20 protein-coding genes are annotated in these 17,435 nt (G+C 43.5%); 6 read left to right on the top strand and 14 right to left on the bottom strand.

Features of this window, described 5'->3' with window-relative positions; genetic code table 11:
* The first annotated feature begins 164 nt into the window (after positions 1–164).
* Positions 165–2,060 carry an SPFH domain-containing protein gene (locus ABIB39_RS02225; protein WP_354426973.1) on the top strand — a complete coding sequence of 632 codons (1,896 nt, stop codon included), beginning with the start codon at positions 165–167 and terminating at the stop codon, positions 2,058–2,060.
* Positions 2,061–2,127: 67 nt separating this feature from the next.
* On the opposite strand, the gene pfkA is transcribed toward ABIB39_RS02225, so the two are convergent.
* The 5 genes from pfkA to ABIB39_RS02250 all read right to left on the bottom strand — a co-directional run bounded on the left by pfkA (position 2,128) and on the right by ABIB39_RS02250 (position 6,616).
* Positions 2,128–3,105 carry a 6-phosphofructokinase gene (pfkA, locus tag ABIB39_RS02230; protein WP_354426974.1) on the bottom strand — a complete coding sequence of 326 codons (978 nt, stop codon included), beginning with the start codon at positions 3,103–3,105 and terminating at the stop codon, positions 2,128–2,130.
* Positions 3,106–3,222: 117 nt separating this feature from the next.
* Positions 3,223–4,944, bottom strand: a complete 1,722-nt coding sequence (locus ABIB39_RS02235) for a protein-disulfide reductase DsbD family protein (protein WP_354426975.1) — start codon at positions 4,942–4,944, stop codon at positions 3,223–3,225.
* A 16-nt stretch (positions 4,945–4,960) separates the two neighbouring features.
* Positions 4,961–5,413 carry a protein-disulfide reductase DsbD domain-containing protein gene (locus ABIB39_RS02240; RefSeq protein ID WP_354426976.1) on the bottom strand — a complete coding sequence of 151 codons (453 nt, stop codon included), beginning with the start codon at positions 5,411–5,413 and terminating at the stop codon, positions 4,961–4,963.
* 34 nt (positions 5,414–5,447) lie between these two features.
* Positions 5,448–5,891 (bottom strand): protein-disulfide reductase DsbD domain-containing protein, encoded by a 444-nt coding sequence (locus ABIB39_RS02245; RefSeq protein WP_354426978.1) that lies wholly within the window; start codon positions 5,889–5,891, stop codon positions 5,448–5,450.
* Complete coding sequence (locus ABIB39_RS02250; protein WP_354426979.1) at positions 5,891–6,616, bottom strand: biotin--[acetyl-CoA-carboxylase] ligase; 726 nt, start codon at positions 6,614–6,616, stop codon at positions 5,891–5,893. Before ABIB39_RS02250 ends, ABIB39_RS02245 begins: the two co-directional genes overlap by 1 nt.
* Positions 6,617–6,708: 92 nt before the next feature.
* Between ABIB39_RS02250 and rsfS the strand changes: the two genes are divergently transcribed.
* From rsfS to ABIB39_RS02265, 3 genes are all read left to right on the top strand, one after another.
* A complete protein-coding gene (gene rsfS / locus ABIB39_RS02255; RefSeq protein WP_354426980.1) occupies positions 6,709–7,083 on the top strand; it encodes a ribosome silencing factor in 375 nt (124 codons plus the stop codon).
* 63 nt (positions 7,084–7,146) lie between these two features.
* Complete coding sequence (gene ftsH / locus ABIB39_RS02260) at positions 7,147–9,255, top strand: ATP-dependent zinc metalloprotease FtsH (RefSeq protein WP_354426981.1); 2,109 nt, start codon at positions 7,147–7,149, stop codon at positions 9,253–9,255.
* 99 nt (positions 9,256–9,354) lie between these two features.
* Complete coding sequence (locus tag ABIB39_RS02265) at positions 9,355–9,993, top strand: LutC/YkgG family protein (RefSeq protein WP_354426982.1); 639 nt, start codon at positions 9,355–9,357, stop codon at positions 9,991–9,993.
* 51 nt (positions 9,994–10,044) lie between these two features.
* Here the strand turns inward: ABIB39_RS02265 and ABIB39_RS02270 are convergent, their stop codons facing one another.
* Together ABIB39_RS02270 and ABIB39_RS02275 are read right to left on the bottom strand one after the other, a co-directional pair.
* Positions 10,045–11,145, bottom strand: coding sequence for a metallophosphoesterase (locus ABIB39_RS02270; RefSeq protein WP_354426983.1), 1,101 nt, complete (start codon positions 11,143–11,145; stop codon positions 10,045–10,047).
* 43 nt (positions 11,146–11,188) lie between these two features.
* Positions 11,189–11,353: a hypothetical protein gene (locus ABIB39_RS02275; RefSeq protein WP_354426984.1), complete on the bottom strand. Its 165-nt coding sequence runs from the start codon at positions 11,351–11,353 to the stop codon at positions 11,189–11,191.
* Between the two features lie 43 nt (positions 11,354–11,396).
* Between ABIB39_RS02275 and ABIB39_RS02280 the strand changes: the two genes are divergently transcribed.
* Both ABIB39_RS02280 and ABIB39_RS02285 read left to right on the top strand, forming a co-directional pair.
* Entirely contained in the window at positions 11,397–12,467 is a 1,071-nt protein-coding gene (locus ABIB39_RS02280) for a PA0069 family radical SAM protein (RefSeq protein ID WP_354426985.1), read from the top strand.
* 51 nt (positions 12,468–12,518) lie between these two features.
* The gene (locus tag ABIB39_RS02285) at positions 12,519–13,355 is read left to right on the top strand and encodes a hypothetical protein (RefSeq protein WP_354426986.1); all 837 of its coding nucleotides are present in this window, start codon (positions 12,519–12,521) and stop codon (positions 13,353–13,355) included.
* A 3-nt stretch (positions 13,356–13,358) separates the two neighbouring features.
* Here ABIB39_RS02285 and ABIB39_RS02290 read toward each other — a convergent pair whose 3' ends face one another.
* From ABIB39_RS02290 to ABIB39_RS02320, 7 genes are all read right to left on the bottom strand, one after another.
* On the bottom strand, positions 13,359–13,589 hold the full coding sequence (locus ABIB39_RS02290) for a hypothetical protein (RefSeq protein ID WP_354426987.1): 231 nt from the start codon (positions 13,587–13,589) through the stop codon (positions 13,359–13,361).
* A 221-nt stretch (positions 13,590–13,810) separates the two neighbouring features.
* Complete coding sequence (locus ABIB39_RS02295) at positions 13,811–14,554, bottom strand: zinc ribbon domain-containing protein (RefSeq protein WP_354426988.1); 744 nt, start codon at positions 14,552–14,554, stop codon at positions 13,811–13,813.
* Positions 14,554–15,651: a Nif3-like dinuclear metal center hexameric protein gene (locus ABIB39_RS02300; protein WP_354426989.1), complete on the bottom strand. Its 1,098-nt coding sequence runs from the start codon at positions 15,649–15,651 to the stop codon at positions 14,554–14,556. Before ABIB39_RS02300 ends, ABIB39_RS02295 begins: the two co-directional genes overlap by 1 nt.
* A gap of 360 nt (positions 15,652–16,011) precedes the next feature.
* A complete protein-coding gene (locus tag ABIB39_RS02305; protein WP_354426990.1) occupies positions 16,012–16,137 on the bottom strand; it encodes a hypothetical protein in 126 nt (41 codons plus the stop codon).
* A gap of 43 nt (positions 16,138–16,180) precedes the next feature.
* Positions 16,181–16,549, bottom strand: coding sequence for a TM2 domain-containing protein (locus tag ABIB39_RS02310; RefSeq protein WP_354426991.1), 369 nt, complete (start codon positions 16,547–16,549; stop codon positions 16,181–16,183).
* A gap of 137 nt (positions 16,550–16,686) precedes the next feature.
* Positions 16,687–16,992, bottom strand: a complete 306-nt coding sequence (locus ABIB39_RS02315) for a DUF2752 domain-containing protein (RefSeq protein WP_354426992.1) — start codon at positions 16,990–16,992, stop codon at positions 16,687–16,689.
* Complete coding sequence (locus ABIB39_RS02320) at positions 16,982–17,398, bottom strand: DUF4199 domain-containing protein (protein WP_354426993.1); 417 nt, start codon at positions 17,396–17,398, stop codon at positions 16,982–16,984. The genes ABIB39_RS02315 and ABIB39_RS02320 overlap by 11 nt, the downstream gene beginning before the upstream one ends.
* Positions 17,399–17,435 lie beyond the last annotated feature (37 nt).

Below are 17,435 nucleotides of genomic sequence, written 5' to 3' on the forward strand. Positions count from 1 at the left end.
ACAATGTGCTAATAATGGGCTCAAAAATATTTCCGCCCTTTTTTGTAACAAGCAAATCCTTCCGGCATCATAATAATACTATATAGCCAAGGTCTCATAAAGCTATAAGTTATTGTGAGGAGCCCGCACCTTAAGGGCCCCGTTAAATTAATCACTTAAATAAAATGTCTGAAAACTTATTGATCCAATTCTGGTGGGTGTTTCCGCTGGTGGGTGCTGTTCTGCTTTACAAATTTGTATTGCGTGTTTTATGTGGTATGATCATCGTTCCTGATGACCGTATTGGTTTAGTTGTTAAAAAATTTACCCTTTATGGGAGTAAGCGGCTGCCCGATGGCCGTATTATCGCCATTGATGGTGAAGCGGGTATGCAGGCTAAACCGCTTGCCCCGGGGTTGTACTGGCGCATGTGGCCATGGCAATATGTAATTACTATGGAAGCCTTTACCGTTGTGCCGCAGGACAGGCTGGGCCTGGTAAAAGCCAAAGACGGCGCGCCAATGGATATTGGCCGTGTGCTGGGCAAACCGGTAAACTGCGATAAATTCCAAGACTCGCAGGCGTTTCTTGAAAACAACGGGCAAAAAGGCCCGCAAGCCGCGTTCTTAACACCGGGTAACTACCGTATCAACACCTTCCTGTTCGAGATTGTGATGGTACCTACTACCAGCATCCACGAAAACAAGGTGGGTATTGTAACCACGCTTGATGGTGAGCCTTTGGATAAAGGTGAAATTGCCGGTGGCTCGGTAGACGGGCACCGTAACTACCAGGACCCGATGGCCTTTATTAAAGCCGGCGGTAAAAAGGGTTTGCAGGAGGATGTTATCCTGGCCGGTACCTATTACCTTAACCCATGGTTTGCCATTGTTGAACAGGTAGAAATGGTGCACATCCATATTGGCTATGTAGGGGTGGTAAACTCCTTTGTTGGCCCCGAAGGTAAGGATACCAGTGGTGTGGGCTTTACCCACGGTAACATTGTGAAGAAATATGACAAAGGTGTTTGGGATGAACCGCTTGACCCTGGGAAACACCCTGTTAATATTTACACCCACACGGTAGAGATAGTCCCTACCACCAACATTGTATTGAACTGGGCTAATAGCCGTACCGAAAGCCATGAACTGGACAAAAACCTATGTACCATTAGCGTACGTTCTTCTGATGGTTTTACGTTCAATCTGGACGTATCGCAGATCATCCACATTCCTCGTAACGATGCACCTAAAGTGATCGCGAGGTTTGGTAATACCAAAAACCTGGTATCGCAAGTGTTGGAACCCACTATTGCCAACTACTTTCGTAACTCGGCGCAAAAGAGTGGTGTTATTGAATTCCTGACCAACAGGTCGCAAAGGCAGGAAGATGCCCGGGCCCAGATCAGCAAAGTATTGTCCGATTATAATGTAGAGGGTGTAGATACATTAATTGGTGACATTGTGCCACCGGAAGCTTTAATGAAAACCCTTACCGACCGTAAAATAGCAGAACAGGAACGCGTTACTTACGAAATTCAGAAAAGCGCCCAAATAGAGCGTAAGGAATTTGAAAGTGCCAAAGCCGGTGCGGATATGCAGCCAGAGGTTGTAAAATCTACCCGCCAGGTGGAGATCAACACCCAGATGGCTGCCTCAAAAGTTGCTGCTGCCCGTGGTGATGCCGAATCGAGGGTGATTAACGCGAAAGCGGATGCCGAGAACAAGACCGTTATTGCCCGTGCCGATGCCGAAGCCAAAACCATTAACGCTAAGGCAGATGCCGCAGCGACAGAAGTTAATGGTTCTGCCGATGCCGGTAAGATCAAAGCGATAGGTTTGGCGGAGGCTGAGGTAACCAAACAAAAAACCGAGGCGATGGGTATCGAACAATATGCGATAGTACGCGTGGCAGAAGCTTTAGCCAGCAATGGGATCAAATTGGTACCCGAGATTCTGGTTAACGGCCAAAATGGTGGCGGCAATGGCATGATAGATGCCCTTATCGGCACCGAAATGCTTAAAAAGCTCCAAAGGGAAGCCGAAGCAAAAGTGGTAGATATTACGCCAAAGGCGGAGTAATACCCATGAGTATAAATCAGAAAGCCCCGCAAAATTGCGGGGCTTTCTGATTTATACTCATCCAAACTTATATAGCCAGTATCTCTACTATCTTTAAAAAGTTGGGGTTAATTTCTACGTTATGTTTGCAGGCGTGCTCAAACGGGGTGTATGAGATCTCGTTGTGGATGAGACCTATCATTTCGTTCCTATGCCCTGCCTTCAATGCTTCAACAGCAGCAACGCCAACACGGCTTGCCAACACCCTGTCCTGGCAGGACGGGCGGCCACCACGCTGTATGTGCCCAAGTATAGATACCCGGGTATCGTAATGTGGGAAACGCTCTTTTACATGACGGCCAATCTCAAATGCGCCACCGGCATCGTCACCTTCGGCAACAATAACAATTTTTGATAATTTATCTTTACGGCCATGCTCTAAACGCTCGCAAAGGGCATCAATGTTTGTTTTGCTCTCAGGGATCACAATTGCTTCCGCACCCGATGCAATACCGGTACGCAAAGCAATTAAACCCGAATCGCGGCCCATTACCTCAACAATAAACACCCGGTCGTGAGATTCTGCAGTATCGCGGATCTTATCAACCGCATCAATAACAGTGTTAATTGCAGTATCGTAACCAATTGTGAAATCGGTGCCAAAAAGGTCATTATCAATAGTACCCGGTAAACCAACAATAGGAAAATCGTACTCTTCGCCAAAAATATGCGCGCCGGTAAAAGTACCGTCGCCGCCAATGCCAACAAGGGCATCAACACCATGTTTTTTTAGCTGATCGTAAGCCAGCTTACGGCCTTCAACTGTTCTGAATTGTTCGCTGCGTGCGGTTTTAAGGATAGTACCGCCGCGCTGTATGATGTTTGAAACAGATTTCCTGTCCATGGCAAAAAACTCGCCATTTATCATCCCCTCATATCCCCTGCGGATACCGGTAACTTCAATACCATAATAGATTGCAGAGCGTACTACCGCCCTGATGGCGGCGTTCATACCTGGTGCATCACCACCCGATGTAAAAACTCCAATGTTCTTGATCTGCGTCATTTTTAAAAGGGCGCTGTCGCTTTATAAGTGTAAAAAAAGAACTTTACAAAAGCCATGCAGGCGTGCTACATCGTTTTTGTAAAGTTCCGCGAATTTACATTAATTTTTTTTACCCGCCTACTTTTTATAGGCAGCTATCCCGCTGTCGAGATAGGAAATAAAAGATTTAGTATCGGTTGCGCCAATTGGTTTAACCAGCGATTGGCCTGTTTCATTGATAATTACGTAGTATGGCTGTGCGTTAGTGTTGTATTTTGAAATTTCAAGATCAAGCCATTTACCGCCCAGGGTGGTTATTTCTTTCTTTTGAACGGGCGAAGTGTACTGTTCCGCTTTAGGCAACTCTGTTTTATCATCAATTACCATTTGCAGAATTACAAAGTCGTTCTGCAGGCGCTTAAGCACTTCCGGGTTTGGCAATACATTTTGCTCCATCTCGCGGCAGTTAACGCAGTTCCATCCGGTAAAGTCGATGAGGATGGGTTTATGCAATTCTTTTGATAGTTGTATCGCCTGGTCATAGTCGTACCATTCATCAAGCCCTTTTACTTTAGGCAGGCGCTTAAAAAGCTCCTCGTATTTTTTTATTTTGATGCTTGATGTATTGAACGGCGTTACAATAGCTGCTGCGACCCCGCCTGAAATATCAAAATCTTGCGTGCTCAATGGCGGCAATAATGCGCTAATGGCTTTTAAAGGTGCTCCCCAAAGGCCGGGGACCATGTACACCGTAAAAGCAAACATACCCATGGCAATAAATGTGCGGGTAACAGTTAGATGCTGCACATCACTATCGTGTGAGAATTTGATCTTCCCGATGAGGTATAAACTCATTAAAATGCCAATGGCTATCCAGAGCGACAAAACAACCTCACGGTCTATTAAGTTCCAGTGGTAGGCCAAATCCACGTTGGATAAAAATTTTAAAGCGAATGCGATCTCGATAAAACCCAAAATAACTTTAACGCTGTTTAGCCAACCGCCAGATTTTGGCAGGCTTTTAAGCGCTGACGGGAACATGGCAAATACGGTGAACGGCAACGCGATGGCTAACGAAAAGCCAAACATTACTACCGCGGGCCCAAGCCTGTCGCCCTTTGTAAATGCGCTTGATAATACACCGCCAATAGCGGGCCCTGTACAAGAGAACGATACTACTACTAAGGTAGCAGCCATAAAAAAGATCCCGGCCAAACCACCCTTATCAGAATTTGCATCCAGTTTATTAGCTAACGAACTTGGCAATGTTATTTCAAACGCACCCAGGAACGACGTCCCAAATACGATCAGCATCAAGAAGAAAAAGAAATTGAATATACCGTTGGTTGCAAGGCCGTTAAGTGCCGCAGGGCCAAAAACAATAGTGATCAGCAATCCAAATACTACATAAATAAATATAATAGATAGCCCGTAAAGGCATGACTGCCAAATAGCATTTGCCCTTGTGCCTCCTCTTTTAGTAAAAAAGCTTACTGTTAATGGCAGCATAGGGTAAACACATGGCAGTAAAAATGCCGCAAAGCCTCCTAAAAAGCCAATGATGAATAACTGCCAAAGGCCGGCAGAAGAGTCAGTTGCAGCGGCATCCCTCAATATAGCATTTGCCCCTGCGGCTTTCGCCGAGTCGGCCTCTATTTTAGCGAGCGAATCTATCTTTTTCTTGTTAGCGATGATCTGCTGAGAGGCCGATGGCACATCCGTAAACTCAACATCGTTTGTAGAAACGGTGTCGGGAGTTTGTGCTTTTACCTGTTTCGGCAATAACGCAACAAAAGAAAAGAGGATAACTAAAAGTAAAAGCGCATGCTTAAAAGCGCTACGCAGGGGAGCTGATCTCATTTGTCTTATCTTAATATTATTTACCTAACGGGATAGTAAACGCAACCTCGTCTGGTGGAAGACATTTGGAATCGTTACAGGTCATAAACTCCAGTTTACCCTTAACAGCAGCAACCTTGGCCGATTTTAGTTTAATTTTTTGTTGAAACACAACCGCGTTTTCAAAGTAGCCAACATTCATGTTAAACACTTTCTCGAAACGGGTAATGGGTTTTGGTTCGCTTGGCTTGCCAACCAATGTGTATTCTTTTGAAACGTCAAAGGTAAAACTTGTTTTTACCGGGCCGCCATCCTTTACGGTTTGCGAGTAAATGTGCCAGCCCTGATCAATAGTCGCTTTTATTAAAACAACGGCTTCCGTCGCGCTTGTTTTTTTGGCCGCGTATGACCATCTCACATGCGACTCTACCTGCGCATTGGCAGCAAAAGTTATCATTAATGCGGTTACCGCTAAAAGTATTTTTCTCATTATAGTTTATTTAAAAATTCTAATATTATTCGTTTTATTTCCCTATCGGGATGGTAAATTCAACTTCCTCCGGTGGTAGGCATTGGGTTTTACAAGCCATATACTCCAACTTACCTGTTACGGTTTTTGCATTGGCGCTTCTTAATTTTATCTTCTGCTGAAACACAACTGAATTTTCAAAATAACTGAGGCTTGCTTTTATGGCCGGTTCAAACTTCACTATGGGCTTAGGTTCCATCGTTTTCCCTACCAGCGTATATTCCTTGGCCGGATTAAACACGAAACTTGTTTTTAACGCGCCGCTGCTTTTTTGCGAGTATATATGCCAGCCATTATCAATAGTGGCCCTTAACAATACAACCGCTTCGGTAGCGCTGATCCTTTTAGCCGCGTATGCCCATTTTACCGGGTTTTGCATTTGGGCCTTAGCAACAATTGCATATAGAAACATCACGATGGCTAAAACCGCTTTTTTCATTATTTATTTAAAAACTCTATTTCCTTTAAATTATAAGTCTCTGCCTTGCCGTTATTGTCAACAACCAACATCCCGGCAGGCTCAACGTTTTTTATAACGCCTTCAAAGATCTCTTCGTTCGACTTAAACGCATGCCGTTCGTTTAACCAATATAGTCGGCTCAAATATAAATTCCTTACAAACTCAATTCGGCCTGCTTTAAGATGCAGGTAATATGCTTCTATATTGTTGCAAATTTCAGCTAATATATTTTTTAATTCATAATCCCTTTGTAATATCTTTTTGATAGAAGTTGCGTTAACTGCGTCCGGATGGAAATTCTCCTGGTTAATGTTAAGTCCTATACCTATAATGGAATGTTTGATCTGGCTGCCCTGCAATATGTTTTCTATCAGCATACCGCCAAGCTTTGCATCACCGTAATAAATATCATTTGGCCATTTTATCTTCAGGCTGTCACGTAATAGGGGGTGCAATGCGTCATATACACCCATACTAATGGCGCGCGTTAGGTCAAACTGCTGCTGTGCCGATAAAAACGTTGGATTTAAAAGGATGCTGAAAGTTAAATTTTTTCCCGGTTGGGCGTGCCATTTATTATCCCGCTGCCCGCGTCCGGCAAATTGGTCTTCTGCCATAATGACCGTTCCCTCGGGTACTGGCTTGGAATTTGACAAGATATTTTTGAGGAATGTGTTTGTAGAGTCAACTTCTTTTAGTGACACTAAATTTTGTCCAACAAATAATCCTGAAAATATGTTATTTTGCAACGTATAATATTATTAAACCCAAAATCGTTCAAAACTAAATCTTTTTAATGGTAAAAAGTAAAGTGATAAATGAATCTACCTACATTTCTGAACTTGCCATCCACGGCATGCAAGAGAAAAAAGGTAATGACCTTGTAAGGCTCGATCTCCGTAATTTAAACAGTTCGGTAGCAGATTACTTCGTAATTTGCCACGCCGATTCGACCACACAGGTAAAAGCAATAGCAAACAGTGTTGAGGAAGAAATTTATAAAGTGATGCAACAAGATCCCTGGAGAAAAGAGGGCCTTGAGCATGGCGAGTGGATACTGCTGGATTATGTAGACGTTGTTATACACATCTTCAGAACGGATAAACGCGAGTTTTACGGCGTTGAAGACCTATGGGGCGATGCTGAGATTAAAAACTATAAAAGCGCTTAAACAAAGCGCGGTAACGCAATGCCCTTTTTAAATTATATTATTGCTCAGTTGAGCTTGTAAAAAATGGAAATTAAAGATAATAAGAAATCAGACGCGCCTAAGCCTTTGCGCAAGGTGCCGAATAAAAAAATTACGCCGAAACCGCCTAAATTTAATTTGATGTGGCTTTACGCCATTGCTATTATTGGTATACTGGTTATACCAACCTTAATTAGCGGCAATAACGGCAAAACGATCGATTTTCAAAGGGTAAGCAATCAAATGCTGCGCAACAACGATGTTGACCACATTGTGGCCTACAAAAACGGCGACCTTATAACTGCTGATGTTTACCTTAAAAAAGGCAGTGTAGGCAAATCTGAATATGCCGATGCCAACAAAAGCCAGCGCAGCCTGGGCATATCCGGCAATGAGCCGCAATACAATTTTACCGATGCATCTTACGAAAGTTTAAAGCAATCTATAGCGGCAGCACAAAAAGATGTGCCAGACGCTAATAAGGTAGCAGTTAAATTTGAGCAGGGTAAAGAGAGCCTGTTAAACAGCTGGCTTTTTCAATGTGTGATAATGGCTGTGTTGCTTGTGGGCGTATGGTTATTTATTATGCGCCGAATGGGCGGTGGTGCAGGTGGTGGCGCAGGCGGCCAGATCTTCAATATAGGTAAATCTAAAGCTACCTTGTTTGATAAAGAGGCGCAGGTATCGGTAACCTTTAATGATGTTGCCGGCCTTGAAGAAGCTAAGCAAGAGGTTATGGAAATTGTAGATTTCCTTAAAAACCCTAAAAAATACACCAACCTGGGTGGTAAAATTCCTAAAGGCGCGTTGCTGGTAGGTTCGCCGGGTACAGGTAAAACATTGTTAGCTAAAGCTGTTGCAGGCGAAGCGCAGGTGCCTTTCTTCTCGTTATCAGGTTCCGACTTCGTGGAGATGTTTGTAGGTGTTGGTGCATCACGTGTGCGCGACTTGTTCAAACAGGCAAAAGACAAAGCGCCTTGTATCATTTTTATTGATGAGATTGATGCTATTGGCCGCGCCCGTGGTAAAAACAACATGATGGGTGGCAATGATGAGCGCGAAAATACGTTGAACCAATTACTGGTGGAGATGGATGGTTTTGGTACGGATTCTGGTATCATTATCCTTGCGGCTACTAACCGCCCGGATGTACTGGATAGCGCGTTAATGCGCCCGGGACGTTTCGACAGGCAGGTATCTATAGATAAACCGGATCTGATTGGCCGTGAGCAAATCTTTAAAGTTCACTTAAAGCCGATTAAACTGGCCGAAGGTGTAGATCCAAAAAAACTATCTGCCCAAACCCCGGGTTTTGCGGGTGCTGAGATTGCTAACGTTTGTAACGAAGCCGCGTTAATTGCCGCACGCCAGAACAAAGAGGCGGTTGATATGAAAGACTTTCAGGATGCTATTGACCGTGTTATTGGTGGCCTTGAGAAGAAAAATACGCTTATCTCTCCCGAAGAGAAACGGGTTGTTGCCTATCATGAAGCCGGCCACGCTATTGCAGGCTGGTTTCTGGAGCATACCGATCCATTGGTTAAAGTATCTATCGTTCCGCGTGGTGTTGCCGCGTTAGGTTATGCGCAATACCTGCCAAACGAACGGTTCCTGGTTGCCAAAGAAGAACTGATCGATGACATGACACTATCTATGGGTGGCAGGGTTGCCGAGGACATCATTTTTGGCAAAATTACTACGGGTGCCTTAAGCGATCTGGAACGGATTACCCGCCTTGCTTACGGCATGGTTAAAATATACGGTATGAACGAAAAGGTAGGTAACCTTTCCTTTTACGACCCGCAGGGCGAAAACCAATTTGTAAAACCATACTCTGACGCTACTGCCGAATTGATAGATGCCGAGGTACGTAACCTAATCGAATCTGTTTACGCACGCACAAAAGATCTGTTGAACCTGCACCGCGAGGGACTTGAAAATGTAGCCGCCAAATTATTGGAGAAAGAGGTACTGTTCCAATCGGATCTCGAGGAGATATTGGGCAAAAGGCCGTTTGAGCACCGTACGGCTTATGATAAATTTGTTAATGGCGAACCGGAACTTATACCGGATAACAACGCCATCCCCGATAAACTGATTAACCCCGAACTTTCTATGATAGATGTGCCCGAAGAGCCATCTTCAGAAAAATAAATAATTAGGGCTTACATATTTAAGATCGCAAGTCTTTTATCCGCATTTGTGGATAAGGCTTGCGATTTTTTATTTTCTACTTGTTACTTTTGAATACCAATGAGGGATATTACTACATCAAAAGAAAAGCTTTTAAAAAAAGTACGTAAAGCGCTTTTAGAGAAACGCGATAATCCATATCCCAACCTGGAAGACCTGCCCATGTACCCCCCAAACGAGGAGATGCTGGAGGTTTTATTTGCAGAAGCGTTTACTGGTGTTAGCGGCCGGTTCGTTTTTTGTGAAGATGAGGTGCAATTTATTGAAAGCCTTTTGGAGCTTGCTGAAGAACGCAAGTGGCACAAAATTTACTGCTGGGAACCTAAATTACAGGAAATACTGAACACATACGAATATCCTTTTTTTGAGACTGATAAAGATTTTGAGCAAGCAGAAGTAGGATTTACCCTTTGCGAAGCTTTAATTGCCCGTAACGGCACCATATTGCTTTCTAACGGCGATGCTGCAGGCCGCCGGTTAAGCATATATCCCCCGGTGCATATTGTGCTGGCCTACACCTCGCAAATGGTGCTCGATCTTAAAGATGGATTTAGGTTGCTAAAAAAGAGATACGGCAGCCGCGTGCCAAGCATGATAGCCCACGTAACCGGCCCAAGCCGCACTGCGGATATCGAGAAAACATTGGTACTTGGCGCTCACGGGCCCAAGGAGTTGTTTGTGTTTTTGTTGGATGGATAGATGGGTAGTAAGGTGCGTAGTTTTTGGATCGAAGAGCGCTCCTCGCACAGGTTACTCCGCTTCTCTTAAAATATGCAACCCTTCCAATTTACACTCCTCCAAAACAAGCCTTTCACTTACCTTCTTATGGTAAGCCCATTTAATGAGTCGGATGTACCCATCTGAAATCTCTATCCCGGTGATATCGCCGTCATTAAAACAACAGCAACCGGTATTAAAATAGGTATCCAGGTATCCATTAAAATCGGGCTGGGTGTTACCGTGCAGGTGCAGGGCGGTTATTTTCTTTTCAATTTCAGCAGTCTTTACATTGTCTTTTGCTTTTTTGGCATTATCCAACCCTATGTAAAGTATCTCCAGCTGCGTTAACGATCTAAATACCGGTTGATGTGTATGCCCGGTTATCAGCAGCATGTTTTTTCGCCGGCTGCTCCACTCGTACATCATGCGGTTATGGTCGGTTTTTAGCTGATTATTATAAGCAGGAGTATTGGGGTTAATGCGCAAAAAGCCTTGTAATGGGCCCCATATATCAGACACAAACCATTTGCTGAACCAGTTGCCATCACTTTGCAGATCGCCTTGGTGGCCGTGGGTCATAAAAATTTCGAGCGGCTTATTGTTTACTGTGGTTTGCAATACAGCCCCTTCATAAACCCGGATGGCCCGCCCATAGATCTGGAATAGACTAACAGCGGCCAGCGGGTCGTTTCCCCAATAAAGATCGTGGTTACCAAAAATCTTTACAAACCTATCACCGGGTATAAATTGTTTTTCTTTTTCAAAAGTGACTTTGTTGTGGCGTTTAACGGTTACAAACAGGTTTTCCCAAAGCTCTTCGCTATCGCCAAGGTTTATGTAGATGAAACCTTCTTTGTAATAATTATCAAGTGCGGCCAGGTAGTTCTTAGCCGACTTGGCGAATATATCCGCACCATCACGTGCGCCCTTATGTTGGTCAGACAGGATGATGAATTTGTCTTTATAGGCATCAAAAGGGATTACTAAGCCCTTTTTTCCCGGCTTGGTTGTAATGCTTTTATAAAGCGCATTTAATGCTTTGTTCACCCTTGCTTTATTTGGGCGGGATGAAAACCTATCGGCAAGGCGTGATACGGGTTTATAAAGTAAACGTTGCAAAAAACGGCGCATGTGGTGTAAACATGCGCCGTTGCTATTTGTGTGAATTGGCGTACTATAAATACTCGCCCGAGCCGGTAATAGTGGTGGTTTGGTCGTTACCAAGGTCTACCGTGTTCACCGAAAACTTGGCGATTTTGAACTCGTTTTTGCGACTGTTCCGCCTGTTGATGAGAATGTAAAACCATTGGTATTGGGGATACGCCATAAAAAATAACATGATAGAATTGTAGTTTGCTAAAATAATTAGCAAATTTGTTCTTATGTCACATGCGGAGAATGATGAATTTTTTAAGGGTAGAGGGGCGCAGGTAAACACCCACAACAGGTTTTTAAAAAACAAATATGTGCTGGACCATATAGAGGGGCTGGACGAAGAGTTACTGGAGAACACCCACACCCAACTTTTTGAAGAAACCCCAAAGAAGATCGTCAGCATTTCCAACAGCCCCGATCTTAGCCATTTCCATTCTATAAACCCATACCAGGGTTGCGAACATGGTTGTATTTACTGCTACGCCCGCAACAGTCATGAATATTTTGGCTTTAGCGCCGGGCTGGATTTTGAGCGCAAGATCATCATAAAACGCAATGCGCCCGAACTGCTCGAAAAATACTTGAACAAAAAAGGCTATCAACCCGTACCTATCATTTTATCGGGCAATACGGATTGCTACCAGCCTATAGAACGTAAACTAAAAATTACCCGGGGGTTGTTAGAAGTGTTCTTAAAATACCGGCACCCGGTAAGCATCATTACCAAAAATAATGTAGTACTGCGGGATAAGGATATTTTAGGCGAACTGGCAAGCATGCGGCTTGCTCACGTCAATGTTTCTATAACCACGCTAAGCGAGACACTCAGGCAAAAGCTGGAGCCGCGGACCGTTACCGGGATGAGCCGCCTGGCTGTTATCCAGAAGCTGACTGAAAAAGGCATCCCTTGCCGGGTGATGGTTGCGCCTATTATACCGGGACTGAACAGCAACGAGATTCCCGACATTATTAAAGCCGCTGCCGACCGTGGCGCGGTTGACGCAGGCTTTACCATTGTTAGGCTGAATGGCGCCATTGCCGAGATCTTTACCGATTGGATTTACAAGGCATTCCCCGACAGGGCAGATAAGGTGCTAAATATGATAAAAGCCTGCCACGGCGGCAACCTTAACGATAGTGATTTTGGCCGCCGGATGAGCGGCGAGGGCCACGTTGCGCAGTCGATACACCAATTATACCGTATGGCTTGCGTACGCTTCTTAGCAGGCCGTGAAATGCCCCCGTATGACTTTACATTGTTTACACCCAAAGGCGGGAAGCAGACGAGTATGTTTTGACAGATTATGATGAATAAATAATAATATATTCGCTTTCACGATTTCCGTTAAATGAAACCTCTAATCCTTATCGCCGCTTTATTTTTTTCAGCATCACTTTGTAACGCTCAAACCTATACCCCGCTACAGCTTGCTAAAAAACTACTATCTAAAGAACCTTTCGATAATTTAAAAAGTTATTGTACCGGTGAATTTGATGGGCATCCCAATGGATCGGATATAGCGCCTGGCATTAAACTATCATTTCTTACTTTAAAAGAAACGGATAAACTGGCGATGATAAATGTTACTATCACCAGGGATTCCCAGCAATTCGATTCCTATTTATTTTTTGAAAAGGATACCATTTGGAAAGTAAGTGCTTTTAGAGCCCTTGCCATGACCGGTATAATCGCAAAAATAAACGAGGATCTGAAAGCATTTAGCCCGCAACAAGTTGATAGTGTAATAGCTGCACGGCACACTGTAAAAAAGGATAACAGAATGTTTAAATCGAAAAGCGAGTATCAATATTTATTAGGGAATACCAGTTTAACATTGGCTTCGGACAGCGCCCTCATATTACACTTTAATAATAATAAAGATGCGTTTGAAAAAACAAGGGAAACCTTAGTTGCAAAAGGAATTACATCGTTAGATAACGGTACACGGGATATGAAGGGAATTGATGACGTCCGTAAACAATTAAAGTTATTGTTTATTGATAACGTTTACCCTAACAGCAATAGTACAAAAAACACACTTACCTTTCTAATAGGTGGCATACTTGACAATGCCGTAGGCTACATGTATATCCCTAATAAAACTGATATGCCCGAAATTACTGCCTCTAATTTTATTTTAATAAGGGAATTAGGTAACGGTTGGTACCTTTATAAAACTACCTAAACCTTACATCCGCAACCTAAGCGATACCGACCTGCCCAGCGCCTGCACAAATTTAGGATCGAGTTGTTCTTCGCCTTCTTTTTGAATCCAGATGGTGTTTTCTTTGATCAGTTGCAGCTTTTCGCCGTTCAGCAATAGCTCAAGTTCAGTAGTATTTTGGTTAATAAGGCGGCTGTTTACTATCTGGTAAACATAATCCTTGTCATTAAAAGTAATCCTTAGCGGTAATCCCATATCTCAAATCTTCTCGGTGGTAAAGATAACCCTTAACGCTGGGAATGGAATTTTATTTGAAAAAAACTACAACCGTGTCATTATGCGATAGCGGCAATCTCACAACACACACGGATATGCTGAGGTTGCCGTGTCGCTACGCTCCTCGCACAGCATTTCGGGTAACAAAAAAGGCCCCGTAAACGGGGCCTTTTTAATATAAGTTTATGAACGGGTTCAAATTATACGTTCTCTTCTTCAAGAGCCATTAACTCATCAACCAGGATACGGCCGCAATGCTCGCAAACGATGATCTTTTTGCGTTGACGGATATCAGACTGGCGCTGAGGCGGGATCTGGTTAAAGCAACCAGAACACGAATCACGCTGGATAGTAACTACCGCTAAACCATTTTTAGCGTTTTTACGCAAACGGTTGTAAGCAATAAGCAAACGCTCATCAGTAGTAGCTGTAGCTTTTTCTGCCTGGCCGGTTAATTCATTTTCTTCTTTTTCTGTTTCGGCGGTGATGGTGCCTAACTCATCTTTTTTAGCATCAAGGTCGCTGCGGCGGGCATCAAGGTCAGCCTGCGCCTTTTCGTAGATGGCTGTTTTTGAAGAGATCTCAAAACCAAACTCACGAATTTTTTTCTCGCTTACTTGTATATCCAGGCCTTGTATCTCAATTTCTTTAGAAATTGCATCATACTCGCGGTTGTTTTTAACCTCGTTAAGCTGAGTCTCGTATTTTTTTATGTTCGCCTGAGAGTCTTTGATCAGGTTCTTGCGGGTTACAATTTCGTCCTCAAGATCATCAAGCTCATTTTTAATTTTTTGAATGCGGGTTTCAAGGCCGGCAACATCATCTTCCAAATCAGCAACTTCCATAGGCAATTCACCTCTTACCTGGCGTATTTTGTCAATTTTGGTGTGGATGGTTTGCAGGTCGTATAAAGCTTTAAGCTTTTGTTCTATGGTTTGTTCCATTAAATAAAATATTTGACGGGGTTTGTATTCACTTTTGTTAAACGGATGGCAAAGTTAAGAAATTTTTCTTGAATAATTTCGCACAATAATTGTTGCGTAAATTGCTCACTTTCAAAATGTCCGATGTCTGCGATCACTATTTTTCCCTCAGCATCAAAAAACTCGTGATATTTATAATCCGCAGTAATAAAAACCTCAGCGCCGGCGGCTATTGCATGCTTCAATAAAAAGCCTCCCGAGCCTCCGCAAACAGCCACTTTTTTAACTTGCTTGCCCGTAAGTGCCGTGTGCCTGATAACCGCGCAGTCCATAGCGGCCTTTACTTCGCCCAAAAAATCAGCTTCGTCCATTGGTATTTCCAGTTCACCTATCATACCGCTGCCAATTTGCTGGTGCTGGTTGGTTAAGTTATAAAGATCATATGCTACCTCTTCGTACGGATGCGCTAAAACCAGCGCCATAATTATCTTGCTCTCCAGGTTGGCGGGGTAAACCGTCTCTATCCGCATTTCTTCCTCGTGGTGGCGCACGCCGGGCTCGCCTACATAAGGGTCGCTACTTTCGCTGCCTTTAAAGGTGCCGGTACCTTCTACGTTGAAACTGCTTTCGCTGTACTCGCCAATATGGCCTGCCCCGGCATGGAACAATGCTTTACGCACCTGCTCGGCCTGCGCAACGGGCACATAGGTAACCAGTTTTTTAAGCAGGTTATGTTTGGGTGCCAATATGCGGGCATTGGTTAAACCAATAGTTTCGCAAATGCGGGCGTTAACACCCGTCATAATATTATCCAGGTTGGTATGGATAGCGTAAATAGCGATGTTGTTACGGATGGCTTTTTCCACCACGCGCTCCACATAGGTTTTGCTATTGAACTTTTTAAGCCCTTTAAATACTATAGGGTGGTGCGAGATGATGACCTCGCAACCCGTGGCAATGGCTTCATCAACTACGGCCTCGGTACAATCAAGCGAGATGAGGGCCTGGCTGATCTCCATATCCGGCTGACCAACTATCAATCCGCTATTATCATAATCTTCCTGCAAGGCCAGCGGAGCCAGGCTTTCCAGGTAAGTAGTTAGCTGTGCTAATTTCATAATTTCACTAAGATAATAAGGTAAGGCGAAGATTGGAAATTTGTTGCCCTCTAAATCTCCCCCGATAGGGCAGACTTTTTTCAATGTCGTCGCTTTGCGATTTTACTCACCCCGACATCGCTACGCTTGTCGACCCTCTCTGCTTCGCAAAGAGGGTAAGACCGAAGTGCCGCGGGGGAGTAATCTATTCCCGGCATTACATCCGCCCTTTTTAAAGCCCACTCTTTCGAAGAAGTCAGGGTGAAAAGAACAAAAAAAATCAAAACGTTCAGGTAATATTTTCTTTGGCGCCAACCGTTGCCGGTTTGCCAATTCTTACCCCGTTTTGATTCTTTGTATTGTGATAAGGTTTAGGTAGCCTTATAAAGCCGCGTGTTTAAGGTTACGGGCCTTAAGTGTTTTAAGGTCGTTCATTAAAATGCTCATTAGTTCTTTGTCAAAGCGTGACACTAATTTATGGGTTGCAGGTGTTTTTAAATTTTTCATGATTGTGATATGGTTTAAGATTTTAATTTATATAACTTAATTATTATTGATTGAAGCCGCCCATTTTAGCTATTTGGAAGCTCTCGTAAGCCATTTTCTGGTTGTACTCGTTCGCCAATGATTGGTGGTTTATAAGGTCAACAATGGTACCGATCAAACAAAAGCCGCCGGTGAAAAAATAGAACAGACCCATCAATGTTTGGCCAACTAAAAAGCGTTGCACACCGGCTATGCCGATAAAGCCAAGCAATGTAAATATCAGGATGTCCTGAGGGCTGCGCCTTTTGCCTGAATAGATCATGTAAAAGTTTTGTTTTTGGGCGTCTGTCAAGTCGTTTGTTGCTTGATGTAAAACTGCCATTTCCTCTGTTGTGATGCCTGGCAGTGACATATAAGGATTGTAAGTGTTCATCTTTTTAAGTTTTATTGTGTGATTTGATGATGTAAAACTACTATCGAATGGCAAATTAGCCTACGGATAATAGGCAACCAGATATAAAGCATCGGTAAGCGTGGTAATTTATTCGGCGAAATACGGCAGGGATTTGTTTACCGACGTGGGGCGATAAAGTTATATTGCTTATTTATAAGAAGCGTGCAAATGCGGTATAATAAAAGCAGCAGAACGGGGATGCCAAGCCAATGGGCATGAAACGAGTTTTTAACATCACCCCTAAACAAATAAGAAATAGCATGCCCAAGGCCGCAGCCCGGGCACCAGGTAATGCCGAGCAGCTTTAGCGGGCACAAACTAAAATGGCTCTGGCCTGCCGGGTTAGTAAACGCCAGGCAGGCCAAAGCCAAAATCCAGAAGGTTAATTCGAAATACCGGTTAAATATTTTCCTAATCGACACGGTTGCTTTTGGTGGTAAGCAATAAAGATACTGCAAAAGCCTCTATAACACCAACAAGCAGGGCGCCAAAAATACGGCCGCTAAAACTCTGGAACGTTGTGTCGTTACTATCACCGTTACCCCAGTTTATAAATATGATGCCTGCAAATACGGCAAATACGCCGCCAACCAATAGTATCTTAAAGCTTTGTATCAACGCTTCCAGGAAGCCCATTTTGCCTTTAAGTTCGCCATCGCGAAATTGCTTTACGCCGAAAAATAAACCTATAGCTGGTATTAGTATAGATACGTATTCTATTGGGTTTGCTTTACTGTCTGACAAGTTATAGCCTGTTTGGCGCATTACAAAAAGCCAAATTAAGCTTAAAACACCTATTATTAATCCAAATATTACTGAGTTTTTCATGTTGTATAAAGTTTGGTACTTTTGCGATTTCAAAATA

Origin of the sequence: Mucilaginibacter sp. UYP27 (genome assembly GCF_040547175.1) — a bacterium.
Lineage (GTDB): Bacteria > Bacteroidota > Bacteroidia > Sphingobacteriales > Sphingobacteriaceae > Mucilaginibacter.

What these genes read in the sequence shown, in the direction of transcription:
- ABIB39_RS02225 (WP_354426973.1), top strand. Translation starts at nt 165, where the DNA reads ATGTCTGAAAACTTATTGATCCAATTCTGGTGGGTGTTTCCGCTGGTG.
- pfkA (WP_354426974.1), bottom strand. Translation starts at nt 3,105, where the DNA reads ATGACGCAGATCAAGAACATTGGAGTTTTTACATCGGGTGGTGATGCA.
- ABIB39_RS02235 (WP_354426975.1), bottom strand. Translation starts at nt 4,944, where the DNA reads ATGAGATCAGCTCCCCTGCGTAGCGCTTTTAAGCATGCGCTTTTACTT.
- ABIB39_RS02240 (WP_354426976.1), bottom strand. Translation starts at nt 5,413, where the DNA reads ATGAGAAAAATACTTTTAGCGGTAACCGCATTAATGATAACTTTTGCT.
- ABIB39_RS02245 (WP_354426978.1), bottom strand. Translation starts at nt 5,891, where the DNA reads ATGAAAAAAGCGGTTTTAGCCATCGTGATGTTTCTATATGCAATTGTT.
- rsfS (WP_354426980.1), top strand. Translation starts at nt 6,709, where the DNA reads ATGGTAAAAAGTAAAGTGATAAATGAATCTACCTACATTTCTGAACTT.
- ftsH (WP_354426981.1), top strand. Translation starts at nt 7,147, where the DNA reads ATGGAAATTAAAGATAATAAGAAATCAGACGCGCCTAAGCCTTTGCGC.
- ABIB39_RS02265 (WP_354426982.1), top strand. Translation starts at nt 9,355, where the DNA reads ATGAGGGATATTACTACATCAAAAGAAAAGCTTTTAAAAAAAGTACGT.
- ABIB39_RS02270 (WP_354426983.1), bottom strand. Translation starts at nt 11,145, where the DNA reads ATGCGCCGTTTTTTGCAACGTTTACTTTATAAACCCGTATCACGCCTT.
- ABIB39_RS02275 (WP_354426984.1), bottom strand. Translation starts at nt 11,353, where the DNA reads ATGTTATTTTTTATGGCGTATCCCCAATACCAATGGTTTTACATTCTC.
- ABIB39_RS02280 (WP_354426985.1), top strand. Translation starts at nt 11,397, where the DNA reads ATGTCACATGCGGAGAATGATGAATTTTTTAAGGGTAGAGGGGCGCAG.
- ABIB39_RS02285 (WP_354426986.1), top strand. Translation starts at nt 12,519, where the DNA reads ATGAAACCTCTAATCCTTATCGCCGCTTTATTTTTTTCAGCATCACTT.
- ABIB39_RS02290 (WP_354426987.1), bottom strand. Translation starts at nt 13,589, where the DNA reads ATGGGATTACCGCTAAGGATTACTTTTAATGACAAGGATTATGTTTAC.
- ABIB39_RS02295 (WP_354426988.1), bottom strand. Translation starts at nt 14,554, where the DNA reads ATGGAACAAACCATAGAACAAAAGCTTAAAGCTTTATACGACCTGCAA.
- ABIB39_RS02300 (WP_354426989.1), bottom strand. Translation starts at nt 15,651, where the DNA reads ATGAAATTAGCACAGCTAACTACTTACCTGGAAAGCCTGGCTCCGCTG.
- ABIB39_RS02305 (WP_354426990.1), bottom strand. Translation starts at nt 16,137, where the DNA reads ATGAAAAATTTAAAAACACCTGCAACCCATAAATTAGTGTCACGCTTT.
- ABIB39_RS02310 (WP_354426991.1), bottom strand. Translation starts at nt 16,549, where the DNA reads ATGAACACTTACAATCCTTATATGTCACTGCCAGGCATCACAACAGAG.
- ABIB39_RS02320 (WP_354426993.1), bottom strand. Translation starts at nt 17,398, where the DNA reads ATGAAAAACTCAGTAATATTTGGATTAATAATAGGTGTTTTAAGCTTA.